Annotated in this window: 15 protein-coding genes; 8 read left to right on the top strand and 7 right to left on the bottom strand. The window is 47.9% G+C overall.

The window, feature by feature from the left end:
* Positions 1-111: 111 nt before the first annotated feature.
* Both MHI45_RS04050 and MHI45_RS04045 read right to left on the bottom strand, forming a co-directional pair.
* On the bottom strand, positions 112-1,242 hold the full coding sequence (locus MHI45_RS04050; protein WP_076110051.1) for a YARHG domain-containing protein: 1,131 nt from the start codon (positions 1,240-1,242) through the stop codon (positions 112-114).
* Between the two features lie 144 nt (positions 1,243-1,386).
* Positions 1,387-2,277 (bottom strand): helix-turn-helix domain-containing protein, encoded by an 891-nt coding sequence (locus MHI45_RS04045; protein ID WP_076110050.1) that lies wholly within the window; start codon positions 2,275-2,277, stop codon positions 1,387-1,389.
* Between the two features lie 189 nt (positions 2,278-2,466).
* Between MHI45_RS04045 and MHI45_RS04040 the strand changes: the two genes are divergently transcribed.
* A complete protein-coding gene (locus tag MHI45_RS04040) occupies positions 2,467-4,545 on the top strand; it encodes a beta-galactosidase (RefSeq protein ID WP_076110154.1) in 2,079 nt (692 codons plus the stop codon).
* A 141-nt stretch (positions 4,546-4,686) separates the two neighbouring features.
* Here MHI45_RS04040 and MHI45_RS04035 read toward each other — a convergent pair whose 3' ends face one another.
* Positions 4,687-5,310 (bottom strand): NUDIX hydrolase, encoded by a 624-nt coding sequence (locus tag MHI45_RS04035; protein ID WP_076110049.1) that lies wholly within the window; start codon positions 5,308-5,310, stop codon positions 4,687-4,689.
* A gap of 155 nt (positions 5,311-5,465) precedes the next feature.
* On the opposite strand from MHI45_RS04035, the gene MHI45_RS04030 reads away from it, so the two are divergent.
* From MHI45_RS04030 to MHI45_RS04010, 5 genes are all read left to right on the top strand, one after another.
* Positions 5,466-6,599, top strand: a complete 1,134-nt coding sequence (locus MHI45_RS04030) for a stalk domain-containing protein (RefSeq protein WP_076110048.1) — start codon at positions 5,466-5,468, stop codon at positions 6,597-6,599.
* 84 nt (positions 6,600-6,683) lie between these two features.
* Entirely contained in the window at positions 6,684-7,136 is a 453-nt protein-coding gene (locus MHI45_RS04025) for a hypothetical protein (RefSeq protein ID WP_076110047.1), read from the top strand.
* A 155-nt stretch (positions 7,137-7,291) separates the two neighbouring features.
* Positions 7,292-7,966, top strand: coding sequence for a response regulator transcription factor (locus MHI45_RS04020; RefSeq protein ID WP_076110046.1), 675 nt, complete (start codon positions 7,292-7,294; stop codon positions 7,964-7,966).
* Positions 7,963-9,330 (top strand): sensor histidine kinase, encoded by a 1,368-nt coding sequence (locus MHI45_RS04015; RefSeq protein WP_076110045.1) that lies wholly within the window; start codon positions 7,963-7,965, stop codon positions 9,328-9,330. Before MHI45_RS04020 ends, MHI45_RS04015 begins: the two co-directional genes overlap by 4 nt.
* Before the next feature lie 221 nt (positions 9,331-9,551).
* The gene (locus tag MHI45_RS04010; protein WP_076110044.1) at positions 9,552-10,478 is read left to right on the top strand and encodes a phosphotransferase enzyme family protein; all 927 of its coding nucleotides are present in this window, start codon (positions 9,552-9,554) and stop codon (positions 10,476-10,478) included.
* A 122-nt stretch (positions 10,479-10,600) separates the two neighbouring features.
* Here MHI45_RS04010 and kduD read toward each other — a convergent pair whose 3' ends face one another.
* The 3 genes from kduD to kduI form a co-directional block, all read right to left on the bottom strand.
* Positions 10,601-11,356, bottom strand: a complete 756-nt coding sequence (gene kduD / locus MHI45_RS04005; protein ID WP_076110043.1) for a 2-dehydro-3-deoxy-D-gluconate 5-dehydrogenase KduD — start codon at positions 11,354-11,356, stop codon at positions 10,601-10,603.
* Positions 11,357-11,426: 70 nt separating this feature from the next.
* Complete coding sequence (locus tag MHI45_RS04000) at positions 11,427-12,182, bottom strand: DeoR/GlpR family DNA-binding transcription regulator (protein WP_076110042.1); 756 nt, start codon at positions 12,180-12,182, stop codon at positions 11,427-11,429.
* A gap of 34 nt (positions 12,183-12,216) precedes the next feature.
* Positions 12,217-13,050 carry a 5-dehydro-4-deoxy-D-glucuronate isomerase gene (kduI, locus tag MHI45_RS03995; protein ID WP_038593270.1) on the bottom strand — a complete coding sequence of 278 codons (834 nt, stop codon included), beginning with the start codon at positions 13,048-13,050 and terminating at the stop codon, positions 12,217-12,219.
* A gap of 259 nt (positions 13,051-13,309) precedes the next feature.
* Here kduI and MHI45_RS03990 point away from each other — a divergent pair, with 259 nt between their 5' ends.
* The gene (locus MHI45_RS03990; RefSeq protein ID WP_256718075.1) at positions 13,310-14,989 is read left to right on the top strand and encodes a hypothetical protein; all 1,680 of its coding nucleotides are present in this window, start codon (positions 13,310-13,312) and stop codon (positions 14,987-14,989) included.
* 74 nt (positions 14,990-15,063) lie between these two features.
* On the opposite strand, the gene MHI45_RS03985 is transcribed toward MHI45_RS03990, so the two are convergent.
* The gene (locus tag MHI45_RS03985; protein WP_076110040.1) at positions 15,064-15,393 is read right to left on the bottom strand and encodes a DUF4362 domain-containing protein; all 330 of its coding nucleotides are present in this window, start codon (positions 15,391-15,393) and stop codon (positions 15,064-15,066) included.
* A gap of 88 nt (positions 15,394-15,481) precedes the next feature.
* On the opposite strand from MHI45_RS03985, the gene MHI45_RS03980 reads away from it, so the two are divergent.
* The gene (locus tag MHI45_RS03980) at positions 15,482-15,964 is read left to right on the top strand and encodes an SRPBCC family protein (protein WP_076110039.1); all 483 of its coding nucleotides are present in this window, start codon (positions 15,482-15,484) and stop codon (positions 15,962-15,964) included.
* Positions 15,965-16,027 lie beyond the last annotated feature (63 nt).

Genomic DNA, 16,027 nt, shown 5'->3' with positions numbered 1-16,027 from the left:
TTCTTTTATTGACCCCATATATACAAACAGCGGCAGTTCATGGACGGTAAAGACACGTCCTGGACTGCCGCTGTTTTATTGAGAATTAGTTCTTCGTTAGTTCAAGCTGCTTCAACCATATAATATCAGCCCCTCGAAATAATCAGTGAAATCATACTTATCCCCTGCCTGAAACCAACCAGTTAATCCTGTGGAGAGCTCAAACTTAATATAACCCCGGTTGTCTTCTCCTAAGAAACTCACCTGATCACCAGGGTTGATTTGCAGATATTCTTCATCTGAGTTTCTTAGTTTTTGCAACCTTAGTTCTTTTTTGGCGGTTAACACAGTAGGGGGAGACATAGGGTAAAAATCTTGTTCTTCCTCACGAAGTTGATGCTCTGCATCTAACCGGAATACGAGTTCACGATACCATGTCTGCAGCTCCTTCCCTTGATCAATTCCCTTAACAGTGCCATGCCCGTCAATCATAGAAGAATGTGCAGCGAAATCAGGAACGGTACCAACGGGACTGATTTTATGACCGTCATAGTAATAAAAATAAGTCTCTCTCCAATAAGAATACTGACTGTCGAATTGAAAAGCAATTTCAAAGTAAGGATCATTAATATTAAGGTCTACAATATCAAAATAAGGATAAACATCTTCACCTTCAAATTGAAGAGATGTTCCATTTACTTTAAGCGTCCATGTTGTATCCCCTTCCGTTTTAGGGACATTTAGCTCAACATCATCACTAATTCCATCTCCATTAAGATCAATAACCATTTGTTGCTGTTTAAAGGTATTGGAGCCCTCATAATCTTTGACACGATAATCATCCGTATGTACTGGGATTAACTGATAGGCTGCGTACTTTGCACTATAGGTATGTAATAATTCGATATTTTTCTTTTCTATGTCAGTGAAAGCTTCCTTGTAATTTTGGTTCTTTTTGTACCATTTCTTTGAAGAAAAGTAGTCGGCCAAATCCTTGCGTTTGAATATATAACCATGCCGGGCATAAATCTCATTACGCGCCAGTTCCAAGATATGACCATCCATGTTACTAACGTTGTCAGCATTCAGCAATACCTTGTTACTGTCATTTATGATGTATTCCCTGACCGGATTTGCCGGGCTTACAGCCTTATTGCTATTTTCTTCCTTTGTAAATTTCGATTGTTCCTTAGAGGAACAGCTTGACAAGAGAATCAGGACTCCAAAAATGAGACCCATTCTTCTGAGATTGTGGTAAAACAAATTGCATCCCCCTTAGTTGACTTCTACATCCTAAAATTTGGATCTAGCAAATATACCATAAAAAGGGGGCAGCTCCAACGAGCTTTTTTATATTAGCTTACCTGTTATTTTAAAAATAGAGCCCAGTTCCTGAGGCAAAAGCACTTATTGCTTCTGCCGGTTCGCTGCTTGACTCTGGCTTCGCTGCAGCGACTCCCTCATTACACCCGGCGTGCAGCCGTAAGTCTTGCGGAATACCCGGATGAAATAGTTTGTTTCCATCCCAAGATTCAAAGCGATATCCTGCACAGGGATGCCGGGACTTTCAGTCATCAATTGAAGACCCCGCTCCAGCCTCAGGTTCTGGAGGTATTTATGCGGGGTTACGCCATACTCTTGCAAGAACAGTCGCTGGAAGTGCTGCACGGAATAGCCGACAGCGGCAGCCAGATTAGCGACCAGCAACGGTTCGGTGAAATGCTCATTGATTAATCTCACCGCTTTTTGCAGTGCTTCGTTGCGGACATGCTCATTTTCCAGGCGGCTGGCTGTACCGGCAGAAGGCTCGCCCCGGCGCATCATAAGAATCAGCCGGTAGAGGCTGACGGACAGTTCCTGCGTGGCCTGTTCCTCCTGGCGGCTGGCATTCCCTCCATTTACGGTCTGCCAGATTCCGCCGATGGCTTCCCAGCATTCCTCGAAGCGCACAGGATGATAGGCGGAGGGCGGCAACAAGCCGAGGCTGTGAAGCATTGGCCCTGTCTGGCTGCCGTAAATGCCGGTAAAAGCTACATGCCATGGCTCATGAGACAGCGGGTAATATTCATGTCCGCGGTCAGGCGGGAAAACGAAAGCCATTCCGGGTGCCAGCACCGTTTCTGTTCCGTCCGTGAGATCGCGGAATATCCCGTTTCCGCTGCGGATCAGGAAGAGCTGATGGACAGGGAATCCAGACGGGCGGACATGATGGTACTGAATGTGTCTGCCGACAGAATAAGGGTACAGGGGAAAGTCCTCCAGGTTACGCGGCATTTCAACCAAAGAAAAAGGTAGCAAAACTGTTCACCTCATATTCATTTTGTGCTATGTAATCGCGAGTATAATCCTACTGTGAATCTGCGGTTATCCTATATTATAAATAGTATAAATGTTTGTCCGTGAAAAAGACAGAGACACAGAATAACTTGAATCAGAGAAAAGTCTCATTCTGACACGGATCTAAAATGAGAGGATGAATGTACGATGATGAGCAAGAAACTCCCTGCGGTCAGCAGCAAGGCTCCCGTAATGTTGCATGGGGCCGACTATAATCCCGAGCAATGGCTGAGATATCCTGAAGTTCTCCGCGAGGACATCCGCCTAATGAAGCTGGCGGGCTGCAATGTGATGTCTGTCGGTATTTTTTCATGGGTGTCGCTGGAGCCTGAAGAGGGCGTATTTACATTCGATTGGCTGGATCATGTGCTGGACTCTTTTGCGGAGAACGGAATATATGCTTTCCTGGCTACTCCAAGCGGAGCACGGCCAGCCTGGATGTCCGAGAAGTACCCTGAGGTGCTGCGGGTGGAACGAAACCGTGTGCGCAATCTGCATGGATTCAGGCACAACCATTGCTACACCTCCCCGGTCTACCGGGACAAAACAGCAACGCTGAATGCCAAGCTGGCTGAACGGTATGCTCATCATCCGGCGGTCATCGGCTGGCATATTTCGAATGAGTTCGGCGGCGAGTGCCATTGCGATTTGTGCCAGAACGCCTTTCGGGAATGGCTGAAGGCCAAATATAAGGGCAGCCTCGACGAACTGAACCATGCCTGGTGGGCAGCTTTCTGGAGCCATACCTATACCTCGTGGGAGCAGATTGATTCACCAGCACCGCATGGGGAGACACAGGTCCATGGCCTGAACCTGGACTGGCGGCGGTTTGTCAGTGAGCGGACGATTGATTTCTGCCGGCATGAAATTGCAGCCGTACGGGATTTCAACCCGGATCTGCCCGTGACCACCAATATGCATATGATCGACGGCATTGATTACCGTGAGCTGGCCAAAATTCTGGATGTCGTCTCTTGGGATGCATACCCGGAATGGCATTACACCGAGAACGATGATGATGTCCGGCTGGCGGCCTGGACAGCTCTGAACCATGATATGTTCCGCAGCTTCAAGCATAAGCCGTTCCTGCTGATGGAGAGTACGCCTTCGCTCACGAACTGGCAGTCAGTCAGCAAGCTGAAACGGCCGGGCATGCATAAGCTATCATCCCTGCAGGCGGTCGCTCATGGCTCTGATTCTGTGCAGTACTTCCAGTGGCGCAAGAGCCGCGGCTCCAGCGAGAAGTTCCACGGTGCTGTGCTCGACCACAGCGGCCATGCAGAAACCCGTGTGTTCAGGGATGTCGCCGAGGTTGGCAAAACACTTGCGGGATTAACCGAAGTAGTGGGCACCGTCACACCGGCAGAGACGGCGATCCTGTTCGATTGGGATAACCGCTGGGCAATCAAGGATGCCCAAGGGATCCGCAATTCCGGACTGAAATATGAAGAGACCGTGCTGCAGCATTACCGTGCCCTCTGGGAGCTTGGTATTCCAGTTGACGTGATTGGTTCAGGAGATGACCTCACACGCTACAAGCTGGTCATCGCTCCGATGCTGTACCTGATCAGTGAAGAGAATGGTCAAAGAATCGAGAAATATGTGGAGCAGGGGGGAACCTTTCTGGCAACCTACTGGTCTGGAGTGGTAGGCGAAACAGATTTGTGTCACCTCGGCGGGTTCCCGGGACCGCTGCGCAGAACGCTCGGCATTTGGGCTGAAGAAACGGAAGGCTTGCACAGCCGGGATGTGAACGGTCTTGTACTGAATGCAGACAACGCCTTGAAGCTCTCGGGCGATTACGATGCGCATGAAATTGCCGAGCTGATCCATCTGGAGGGGGCGGAGGCGCTAGGCTATTACCGCAGCGATTTCTACGCCGGGCAGCCGGCATTGACACTCAACAAGCTCGGAGCAGGCAGAGCATACCATTTGGCTACCCGCGTCAAAGACGCAGCGTTTTACGTAGAGCTGTATGCTGCAATTACCGCCAAGGCGGGAATTGGCCGCGTGCTGGAAAGTGAACTGCCAGCAGGTGTAACGGCGCAGCTTCGTACAGACGGTGAACATGACTATATTTTCCTGCAGAACTTCAGCGGTACTGAAGCGTCAGTGACACTAGATGGTCTGGTTTATACAGACCTGGAATCAGGTGAGGCAGCCCCCGAAGTTGTTGCACTTCCTGTGAACGGGCTAGTAATGCTGAAACGGAAAGTAGCACAGAAATAAATAGAATTACAAGAGGCAGGACCCGGTCATCAGGGTCCTGCCTTTTCATTGTGGAAACGGAAGCAGCCTGCGGGTGCAGGGTAGAATCTTGCTATACGCATAAGGGAATGGTTAAAATAGGTAATGATTGAAGAATGCTAATCAGCCAAAGGCTGCCTCAATGCCCTCAATGATGCGCCGATAATAATTGATCTCATGCGGCACAAAGTGGCTCCTGTCCACAGTCTGGCTGATTGGAATTCGCGTACCGCTGCTTTCCACCCTAAATCCTTGAATTTGCAGTGTAGCGCTGTCTCCCAGCCACAAACTTCGAAAGCCGGCGAAATCGGCTGTTACAATTCCCGCAACCTCTTCCTGTTGCAGCTTAAAGTCGCTTAAAGGGGAGGCGTTCGCGTACAAAAAGACATGCGCCCGCTCTCTGTCGAGAAAGCCCTCATTGTCCATGCTGTAAGGGATGATCCCAAGGGGGATCAGCTGCTCAAAAGCAACGCAGATTCCAAGCTCCTCCTGCACCTCACGGACGCCATCCTCCGGAACCTCATCAGATAATAAATGCCCGGCGGCCGTGATATCCAGCAGACCGGCATAATCTTTCTTGTGTTCGCTGCGCAGCTGAAGATAAATATGGAGCATATCCTGTTCCTTGCTGACGAACCAGCAGTGGAAGGTTTCGTGCCAGAGTCCCAACCGGTGAACTTCATCACGGGGCGCGGTCCCGGTAATATTGCCATTGTCATCAAAAGTAGTCAGTAGTTCGTCATTCATGCGAAGGCTCCTTTATTAATGTTAACATCTGGTACTGCCGATCCTACTTCGTCGGCTAAATATATCATAGCATTTGCCGCACAGGCAACGGCTTGTCCACATAGAATACGATATGAACGAGTTAGAATATCCCATCATCCCAAGGAGGAATGTTTATGAATAGCCTGTTACATTCAAGGCTAGGCAAATTGTTTCTGGTAGCTTCAATAGTTTTTTTTGGTTATTTTTTTGGTAATAAGCAGGAGACCGTGCATGCAGACTCGCCCATAACCTCGACGGCTATTTATGAGGCTTATCTTGATGTAGATATGGTTACTGAGGCCTTGAAGAACGGATTAGGCGTGAAAGTTAACGATTTTTTATCATCGGCAACCACACCGCTGGATCAAAAAGCGGCAGTAATAAATGCGCTGTATTCAGTTCAAGGATGGGAGGATAGAGATCTGACAGAGGAGTATTCACAATCTGTTTATGGAAAGAAATCAGATTCGCTGGATAAAGCGAAGTTGACACCGCAGGAGATTTTTGTCCTTGGCTATATGAAGGTGCTCGATCATTATTTTGATCCTGATTTGTATTGGATCACTGAAGCCCAGAAGGCGTCACCGGACAGTATGACGGTAGCCCTGATCCATGCGCTTGCCGTGTCCCAAGAGAACTTAATGTGCAGCTGGAAGAATACGGAGGCGGTCCTTGCCGATAAAAGTCTGAAACAGGACATTCGACCAGAAGCCATCGACATTATTATTGAGTATATGGAGCTGTACAAGGATGACCTTTGTCAAGGCGGTGGCCAGCAGCAGGCAGCAATCAATTCCTTGGTAGATGATATTAAGAGAGACGCCATCGTTCTGTCTATCGGCCAGAGCAACGTGCTTGCCAAAGGAAAGCAGACAATGATAGATGAAACGAATTCAAAGATCACCCCATATCTGCGCAAAGAGACAACAATGGTTCCACTGCGTTTTATATCAGATCAGTTCGGTGCCGCAGTACATTTTGATTCCAAGAAGCATGAGGTCACGATTCAATACAGAAATCAGAAGATCTTAATCAATGAAGCGGATTCCACTATTTCAGTCAATGGCCGTTCCTCAGCAAAAGACACAACGATCGTGACAAAAAACGGACGGACGTTTGTCCCCCTGAGAGTGATAATGGATGTATTTAGCAAGAAAACGTATTATCATCGGGGATTGATAATAATCTCGGATAAGCTTGTGCTTAATCCGCTTAATGCACAGGATAATCAAGCGGCAGAGAAAATCAAAGTTGAATTTGTTAAATGAGAAAAGGGGAATGTAATGAGTTTAGTGACGATGAAGCGGGAATCCTTTTATAGCTTAGGTGATGAAAAACTTGGGAGCGCGTGTATGGAGCCGACTTTTATGCAGATACGCGGTAAATCGCCGGCGGTTAAGGCGGAGGTGATCTCGCAGCTGACACGGGGACAACAGGCACTCTGCATGTTCCGGGTTATGTATGGTCACAGTTATAAATCGGCGGCTGAGTATTATGCCTGGATCTCCTACATGCTGAGTATACCGGGGTATTGGGACCGGATGATGGAGGGGGTGCGGTTTTTTGACGAGTCGGGAATGGTAGCTTTGCTGGAGGAAACCAGGGGGCAGCTTGAAGCGAGAAACAGCAGGTTAAAGGTCAACTGGGGAGATGCAACGCTTATGGATCTGGAGCGGGATGACGAACTGATGCAAATGATAAAATCCCTGTTTGACCGATTTGAGCAGATGGCCCCGATGACCCACTCCATTATTGCGAAATATATTCGTTCCCATCCCGAGGAGTTTGTGTTATTGGCGGATTAATCCGCTCAGCTAGGATGCTGTCCAGTCACCCGATTATGCTTAGTAGGAACTGACGACACAAGATGCATTTAACAGACGGTTCCTTTAGTTGAACGTTTATTATGGGTTGATTTATAGTATAATGCTAGGATCTACAACAGGAAAAGAGGGAACGAATGCCTACTATACTGGTTGCTGACGACGATGCGAACATTCGCGAACTTGTTTGCTTGTTTCTGCGCAACGACGGATTTGAGACAGTTGAAGCCGTGGACGGCAAAGAAGCACTGAACGTCTACGCCTCAACGCATGTTGATCTTGTCGTGCTCGATATAATGATGCCAATTATGGATGGATGGACGTTATGCAAGGAGCTCAGAAGAGCCAATCCTGATCTTCCATTACTTTTGTTGACTGCGAGAGGTGAAACCTGGGAGAAAGTGAAAGGGTTCGAACTTGGGACGGACGATTATTTGACGAAACCATTCGATCCGTTAGAGTTGACAGCTCGTGTCAGGGCATTGCTGAAACGATACCGGATTGGCTCTACGCAACCGATCCAGTTCGGCAACGTCATCCTTGACCGGCAAACCTATAAGGTGATGAGAGGGACGGAGTCGCTCACGTTGCCGCTCAAGGAATTCGAGCTGTTGTATAAGCTTGCTGGAACACCGGGGCAAGTGTATACGCGTGAGCAGCTGATTGATCAAATTTGGGGGATCGATTACGCTGGAGATGACCGAACGGTCGACGTACATATTAAACGGCTGCGCGAACGGTTCGCGACTACACCACATTTTCGTATCGAGACGGTGCGCGGACTTGGCTACCGGCTTGAGGTTAACGAATGATCAGATCCTTATATACACGTATCGTCCTGACATTTCTAGTCTCCGTCATCGGGGGCACGGTCCTTGCCCTGTATGTGGCTGTTTGGGTATATAAAGATAAATTGAACGAAAACATGCTAATGCCTTTACTTCACTTTGGCCAGGATGTCACCCGGCTTTACGAAACCCTTCCATTGACTGAAGCGGACGAGTTCGTAAGTGGAATGTATCAGCTCAAATCTTTTTATATTCGAATTTACGAAGAAACGGGTAAGTTCAAGTCTTATGGATCGCTTAACGGAGACAAACCTGTCACTGTAAGTATGGAACAACTGAAAAAAGTAATAGATGGAGAGATTGTTCAAGTAAATCCCAGTGGTTATGCTACTGTTCTCTTAGGGCTGCCTTTGACAACTGAAACGGGTACGAAAGCGATGTTTTTAGAATCAATCGGCCCCCCTTCTGCCGCTTTCAACCGAAAGTGGATTTTGACTTTTATAACTTATTCGTTGATCGCAGGAAGCCTATTGATTCTGGTTGCTGCCAGGTTCCTAGTCAGTCCGATCAAAAAGCTGACCATAGCGACTAAGCGTATCGCAGATGGAGATTTCAGTGTGAAGCTGAATATTAAGCAAAAGGATGAGCTAGGTACTCTGGCTCGCAGCTTTGAAGAAATGACGCATGACCTGCAGCAGCTGGAGCAGCTGCGCAGGGAATTCGTATCAAACGTGTCACACGAAATCCAGTCACCGCTCACCTCGATATCCGGTTATGCTATGGCGCTCAAACAAGAAAACATCGAGGTTCATAATCGGATACGTTATCTCGACATTATCATCAATGAAGCGAATCGGATGTCCAAGATGAGCGCTAGCCTGCTAAAGCTGAGTTTGCTTGAATCGCAGTCACAGCAATTGACTCTGTCAACGCTCAGTCTGGATGAACAGATTAGGCGGGTCATTGTCGCGATTCAGCCGCAATGGTCGGCTCGCAACATCACTTTCGAGCTCGAACTGAAGGCAATTATGCTAACGGGAGATCATGACCAGCTAAATCAGGTATGGACCAACATTCTCGGCAATAGCATTAAATTTTCCAAGGATGGCGGCGTTATTACCGTCAGCATTACACAGGATAACAAAAACGTGACAGTCACAATATCCGACACTGGCATTGGTATTTCCCCCGAGGACCAGAAGCGTATATTTGAGCGATTTTTTAAGGCTGATCGTTCCCACAGCCGTAAGTATGAGGGCAGCGGTATGGGGCTTGCCATCGTTAAACAGATCGTATCGCTTCATCAAGGTGACATCCGGTTGGAAAGCGAACCTGGCAGGGGAACAACATTCATTGTCACCTTGCCAATCGTAACGCCGGCAGTGTAATAAGATTCATACTGTATCAATTCCAATGCTCCGGTAATCTGTGCAAGCTCACTTGCCTGTGATGCCGGGGTGTTTTTTCGTACGTGCTTAGATTGACGATTCAGCTTGAAATTAACGCACAATTATTTATAAAGAAACTTTACCTGCCATAGAGGGAGTCTGCTTGTTATAATCTTGTTGAATGATGAAGCAGTATTTAGAAAGTTGAGGTAAACAACGCTATGGAAGAAAGAATATTGCAATTTCTAAATAATACATATCCTATTAATTTTTATGATGTTAAAGCCGTAACAAATGAAATGTACCGTTGCCAATCTCAAAAAGGTGTTTTTTTTGTTCGAATAACGAATTATAAGTCCTATCAAGAACAATTAGATGAAGTGAATTGGACGAATTATCTTTTTAACCAAGGTATAGGGGTTTCCCAGGTTATAGCCACTATTAATAATTCATTCATTGGGAAAATAATGTTAGAGGAAGAGAAGCGGGTCGTTGTATTTCAGGCTGCATCCGGAATTCATCTGCCACGTTCAAAATGGAACAAAACGGTATTTAGAGATCTTGGACAGCAAATAGGCAGAATGCATCGAGTCAGTAAAGGATATATGAATTCTGAGACTACTGCACATATCAATCATTGGCATGAGTCTAAAGAATACGATTTTCTTAAATACATTCCTACAGAAGAGAAGACGATACGGGAAATTGCACACGATGTAGTAAATGAAATTAAGGAACTACCGCAGGAGTCTTCAAATTATGGCTTAATACATGGAGACCTGTGGCTGGAAAACATCCTTGTAGACAGTGACTCCAAGCTAACGATGATTGATTTTCAAGATTGTGAAAAACATTATTATGTATACGATTTAGCCGTTCCTATCTATTCTGCACTAGAGTTCTCCTTCTCAGGAGGAGAGAACCTCAGAGATTATGAAAGATCCATTACCAGGGCATTAGTAGATGGATATAAAGAGGAGAATGAGCTCTCTTCTGAGATGCTTACGAAACTACCGCTGTTCATGAAATTAAAAGAATTGTTTGAATATAATTTAATGCATATGTATTGGAATGCTAAAGAGCTAAGCGAGGAGCAGGTCCGAATCTTGAACTTATATAGAAGTCGGATGGAGTACAGCCATTCTTGAACTAACAGTGAATAGAGCGGAATGAAGTTATCAGATAACGATTGTTAAAAAAAACAGCAGGCTGGGACTTTACTTTCTCGTCCCTGACTGCTGCTGTTTCTATTATTGGGTTAGTAAAATACTTATCTGGCCAGCCATCCGCCGTCTACATTCAGGATATGACCGTTCAGGTAGTCGGAAGCAGCGGAAGCCAGGAATACGGCAGGTCCCTTAACATCTTCTGCAGTTCCCCAGCGTCCGGCAGGAATGCGGTCCAGAATCGAGTCGGAACGGCTTTGATCCGCGCGGATTGGAGCTGTGTTTTCTGTAGCCATGTAGCCTGGTGCGATCGCGTTGATGTTCAGACCGGAACCGGCCCATTCGTTGGCGAAGGCTTTGGTCAGACCGGCAACCGCATGTTTGCTTGCAGTATAGCCCGGAACATTGATCCCGCCCTGGTAGGAAAGCATGGAGCAGATGTTGATAATTTTACCGGATCCTCTTTCCAGGAAGTGGCGGCCGGCAATTTGCGACAGCAGGAATACAGTATTCTGGTTCAGGTTGATAACATCGAACCAGTCTTTTTCGCTATGGTCTTTGGCCGGAGTACGGCGGATCATGCCTGCACAGTTGACCAGAATGTCAACGTGACCGGTCAATTCTAGCGCTTTGTCGAACATGCCCTGCAGGGTAGTGTGGTCACTCAGGTCAGCTTCGATGCCGAGAGCTTTCACACCGAAAGCTTGGGCGGCTTCAACGGTTTCCGCACTTGTGTTCAGGGAGGCAGAAACAACGTCAGCGCCAGCTTCCGCAAAAGCAAGGGCAATACCTTGTCCAAGACCTTGGGCAGCGCCCGTTACGATGGCTGTTTTACCAGCCAGACTGAATAATGATGACATATTAATATTCTCTCCTTTGAGTGGGGATTGTGGAATTTGTACTTAAGTTTTTTTAAAAGAGTGCAATTTATTATCCGCATTCAATATTGACGCCCGCACTGCGGAACTGTTCCACCGTTTCGGGTGCAAGGCCGCTGTCCGTAAGCAGCACATCCACTTCCTGCAATGAAGCGAAGGTGCGCAAAGCGGTATGCCCGAATTTATGATGATCGCAGGCGGCGAATACTTTGCGGGCCGTGGAGACCAAGGCCTGTTTGAAATCTATTAAATCACCGGTGTATATAGACAGCCCATGCTCGATATGCACGGCTGTAGCCGACAGAAATGCTTTTTCTATATTTAGCTTTTGCACGTATGAGACAGCTTCGGGACCTGCGAGCATGTTGCGGACGCGGTAGCCTCCGGGAACGACCAGACGTATGTTGTCTTTGGGAACCAGTTCGCTAATGATGTACACATCATTGGTGACGACCGTCAGAGGCATATTGTCCAGCCGCCGGGCAATTTCAAGCGTGGTGCTCCCGCCGTCCAGTGCAATGATGTCATCCTCTTCGATATGGGCAAGCGCGCGCAGCGCAATCTCCGTTTTCTCGTCGGAATATTTATCCAGCGGGTTCTTGGAAGGCAGAATGCCGAACTGATCACTTTGGGCCAGTACAGCACCGCCGTGCACACGCACGATCAATCCCTGTTCCTCCAGCTTGCTTAAGTCCTCGCGGATTGTTTTTCCCGTCACCTGGAGCTTGTCGCTCAATTCGTTTACCGTTACGTCCTTCTGGTTCAGCATAACTTCCATAATCATCTCGTGTCGCCGTATCGGGTTCATCCGCCTGCCTCATCTTTCCGTAGTTGATTTCTTTCTATTGTAATTCTTTCATACCTACGGGGTCCATATCATCATAACGTTTGTTGTCACCGGCCATGCTCCAGATGAAGGTATAGTTATGCGTGCCTACACCGCTGTGGATTGACCAGCTTGGGGAAATGACGGCTTGTTCATTGTGCATCACGATATGGCGGGTTTCGGTAGGTTCGCCCATCAGGTGGAACACGATAGAGTCATCCGGAAGATCGAAATAGAAGTAGGCTTCCATCCGGCGCGGATGAGTATGGGAAGGCATTGTATTCCACATGCTGCCCGGTTTGAGCTGAGTCATACCCATGACCAGTTGTGCGCTTTGTACACCATTGGTATGAATGAAGCGGTGAATCGTACGCTCGTTGGAGTTCTCCAGACCACCCATTGCTCCGGATTCGGATTCGGCGAGTGTAGTTTTGGTTGTAGGATAGGACTGGTGAGCCGGAGCGGAGTTCAGGTAGAATTTCGCCGGTTTGGCGCTGTCTGCGCTTTTGAACACCACATCTTTGGAACCTTGGCCGACATACAGGCATTCTTTGAAATCTATTTCATATTCTGTTCCGTCTACAACAACTGAACCTTTGCCGCCGACATTGATGATACCCAGTTCACGGCGTTCCAGGAAGTAAGTGACTCCCAGTTCCTTCAGATCCGTGGTAAGCACAACATCTTCGGTTACGGGATTGGCGCCGCCGACGATCATGCGGTCTTCATGGGTAAGCACAAGCTTCAGTTCATTCGGAGCAAAAATAACGGGAATGTGGAACTCTTTGCGCAGGCGCTCAGTATCAAACTGTTTAACTTCGTTGGGATGTGAGGCGAAACGTCTTTCCATTGGATATTCAATCTCCTTCAAAAACGTATTTTCGTTCGTATAGGTACAATTTAATCCATTTACGTTCATTTGGCAAGTGATAATCTTTTTTAGTATGTTTATTTTAGTTTATTTATCGCTTTTAGAGATTGCCATATGAACCGAAAGCGTGCACAATAGACTAAAATACAAGATCCAGGGAGAGTGAAGGGGATGTTGTTGAAGTCGTGATTCCTGAGAGTGAGCAGAGAACGATAAAAAGAAACTTAAAATATGGAGGGTGAAACCGGTAATGGTGGATGTCAATCATACTCAGAGTCCTTATAAAATTCGTCAGGATGAAATTATATATAATGTAGCGTTGGAAGCGGAGAGCCGTCCGCTGCTGGAGAGCGGTCTTTGGTTCCACGATGATGTGCGTAACAATTTTTATTATGCCTCTTACCTGTTCGCAGCTGCCGTAGACCTGTCTCGCGAGCTGCCCTTTGACCGTGTAGCAGCGAAGCAGAAAGCGGAAGCTGTGCTGCTGGAAACCGTTCTGCTGCAGAACAGACAGCCCGGGACTGCGCTATACGGACACTGGCCGCTTGGCCTGAACCCGGTGCCGCGGGAGGCCTCGCCGCATGAGCTTCCGGTGGAAATTATGGGCAGTCTGATGGCTTGGTTCTGCAAGCATTATTCCAGCGAGTTCAGTGCAGGACTCCGAATTGCTTTTCATACGGCCATCGGCCATATCTACCGCAGCGGATTTTACCGCAAACCGGTGGTGACCTTTGGGCATCATGAAGCTAAATATACCGCAGCGAAGCTGATCTTCGGCAAGCTGTTTGATGATGAGGAATTACGCGAGGAAGGACTGCTCAGCCTGCAGAATACACTGGCCTATGTCCGCGGGAATGGCATGCCGGAGTATGGCAGCCTGCCGTGGTTCTGGCATTGGGTGCAGGCATTTACCTGTGCCTGGGAGCTGGAAGAGGACCCTAAGATCAAAGACATGCTGGCAGAAATGCTGGATTATCTGTGGAAGGAACGGGGGCACTTCTACCTTCAGGGCGCCTGGGTTGGCGCACATTCCCGGGGCTGGCCGCATGATGTTCCGGCGGACGGCAATGTGCTGCATGATTATGTGCAGTTTGGAGACTTCAAATTGCCTGCGGAGATGCCGCGAACTGAATATGCCGGATTATTATTCTATGAAGCGCCGGAGCATGTGCGGTCCGCTGCTTTGGACCGTAGCGTGCCTGTTGAAGTCAAGAAGCTGACCCGGAAGGTTGTGCCAAGTGGCCCTGATCCTCAGCCGCTGCTGCATTCATACGCTTATATCACGGAGGATTATGCGGCTGGAGGTATGTGGGAGCGGGTAGAGGAATTTGATAACGAACAGCTGCGCTGGGCCTTCTCACTGCCAATTGGCGTACAGGAAGGGAGCAACCGGCTGTATTTCTTCCATCCCGGTCAAGGCTATCGGGAAGGCGATCCCCGCCATCAGAGTCCGCATATGGAGGTGCTGTTTCACAAGAGTACGGTCCTTTCCTTGTATCCCGTTCCGGAAGGAGAGAATGACTCTGTCGTAGGGGTTCTGCCCAAAGGGGAGTGGGTCAAGTCGCATGAGGCGCTGTTCGGGAGGGCTGGTAAAGTGTACTTTGCTGTTTACTTGTCCCAGCGCTACGAGTTGAAAGAACGGCAGGACTACCTGGAGGTTACGGTTACAGGAATGCCGGGAGGAGTTGTCGTGGAGGCTGTTCCGGTGAAAGAGGCAGCAGAGCTGGGGTTTGGCGACTTGCCTGCCTTTGCTGCGGAAATGACGAATAAAGTGCCGGAGTTCAGCACCGGAGATGACCTGTCGGTCCAATATCAGACTTTAAGCGGCGATCAGCTACAGCTCACCCTTGGGGTGGGTGCGGGTCCTCAAGCCAGTCTGGGCGGCAGCCGGATTTCACTGGAAGACTATGTTGTTTAATAAGTTTCTATCCTAAATACGGGGTTAAATGAACGGGCAACCATGCGGTTGTCCGTTTGCGTGTACGCTGCATTTTACTTCTTTTTGCGGATCAGAAAATAGCTCATTTCCGGATTGTCGGCTGTGCATCCGCTGATCGAATAGAAAATCTCCCCGCCGCCGCTGTCTTCCTTTGTAATCTCTGTGCAAACATCCGTTTTAATACCTTTGCCGGCTCCCCCATATTCATCGTTGGAGTTGTCCACACTATACCTGATCACTTGCCCATCGTAATTCAAATCTTTAAAGATCGGATCGCCTTTATCAATCGCTTTTTGAATCGAATATCCGGTATCGCGTTTACAACCGGCAATGCTTAATGACAGCAGGACTAATAATAGGCAGATAAAAGGCAGTTTTCTCATAAGATTCACTCCATTTGCGATTTGCTTGTAAATACTTTACAGTTTTAAGGATAAGCATACTATTAATCACAGAAAAGGGGAACTATTAATGATTGCTGAGATTGTAGCGGTCCCGGAAGGCTTCACAGCCACCTTTGTATTCCATTATAAGCATTCTGTGGATCGCGTTTGGGCGATGTTGACTCAAAATGAACTGCTGAAGGAATGGTTCTCCGAGCTGAGGGTAAAGGATTTACGGACCGGCGGGATCATCGAGTTTGATATGCAGGACGGTACCTTTTTGGAATTGGGAATTACAGGTTTTGAGCGAAACTCCATATTGGAATATATCTGGGGAGAGGACAAGGTTCGTTTTGAGCTGCTTCCGGAGCGGGAAGGCTGCCGGCTGCAATTAATCGAGACCATGGGCAAAATTACGGAGCATACAGCCAAAGATCTCTCCGGGTGGCATGTCTGTCTGGAGGTGATCGCAGCATTGCTGGACGGTAAGCCATTCGGTAACCGGAAACGGGTATGGGAGAACAGATATGAGGTGTATAGTGCGCTTGTGGACAAGTATTATCATTCGTAAGTATGAACGGGGTTTCGCCGATATTGGTGTGATGCTATTTCTACAGGTGTAGTAAACTCATGC

The organism is Paenibacillus sp. FSL H3-0321 (assembly GCF_038002865.1).
Classification (GTDB): domain Bacteria; phylum Bacillota; class Bacilli; order Paenibacillales; family Paenibacillaceae; genus Paenibacillus_AQ.
The sequence above is the reverse complement of the archived record's forward strand: the minus strand, read 5'-3'. Positions and strand labels throughout refer to the sequence as shown.

Coding starts and splice junctions, on each gene's coding strand:
- MHI45_RS04035 (WP_076110049.1), bottom strand. CDS start 5,310: ATGAATGACGAACTACTGACTACTTTTGATGACAATGGCAATATTACC.
- MHI45_RS04030 (WP_076110048.1), top strand. CDS start 5,466: ATGAATAGCCTGTTACATTCAAGGCTAGGCAAATTGTTTCTGGTAGCT.
- MHI45_RS04000 (WP_076110042.1), bottom strand. CDS start 12,182: ATGAACCCGATACGGCGACACGAGATGATTATGGAAGTTATGCTGAAC.
- kduD (WP_076110043.1), bottom strand. CDS start 11,356: ATGTCATCATTATTCAGTCTGGCTGGTAAAACAGCCATCGTAACGGGC.
- kduI (WP_038593270.1), bottom strand. CDS start 13,050: ATGGAAAGACGTTTCGCCTCACATCCCAACGAAGTTAAACAGTTTGAT.
- MHI45_RS04010 (WP_076110044.1), top strand. CDS start 9,552: ATGGAAGAAAGAATATTGCAATTTCTAAATAATACATATCCTATTAAT.
- MHI45_RS03980 (WP_076110039.1), top strand. CDS start 15,482: ATGATTGCTGAGATTGTAGCGGTCCCGGAAGGCTTCACAGCCACCTTT.
- MHI45_RS04025 (WP_076110047.1), top strand. CDS start 6,684: ATGGAGCCGACTTTTATGCAGATACGCGGTAAATCGCCGGCGGTTAAG.
- MHI45_RS04040 (WP_076110154.1), top strand. CDS start 2,467: ATGAGCAAGAAACTCCCTGCGGTCAGCAGCAAGGCTCCCGTAATGTTG.
- MHI45_RS04015 (WP_076110045.1), top strand. CDS start 7,963: ATGATCAGATCCTTATATACACGTATCGTCCTGACATTTCTAGTCTCC.
- MHI45_RS03985 (WP_076110040.1), bottom strand. CDS start 15,393: ATGAGAAAACTGCCTTTTATCTGCCTATTATTAGTCCTGCTGTCATTA.
- MHI45_RS04020 (WP_076110046.1), top strand. CDS start 7,292: ATGCCTACTATACTGGTTGCTGACGACGATGCGAACATTCGCGAACTT.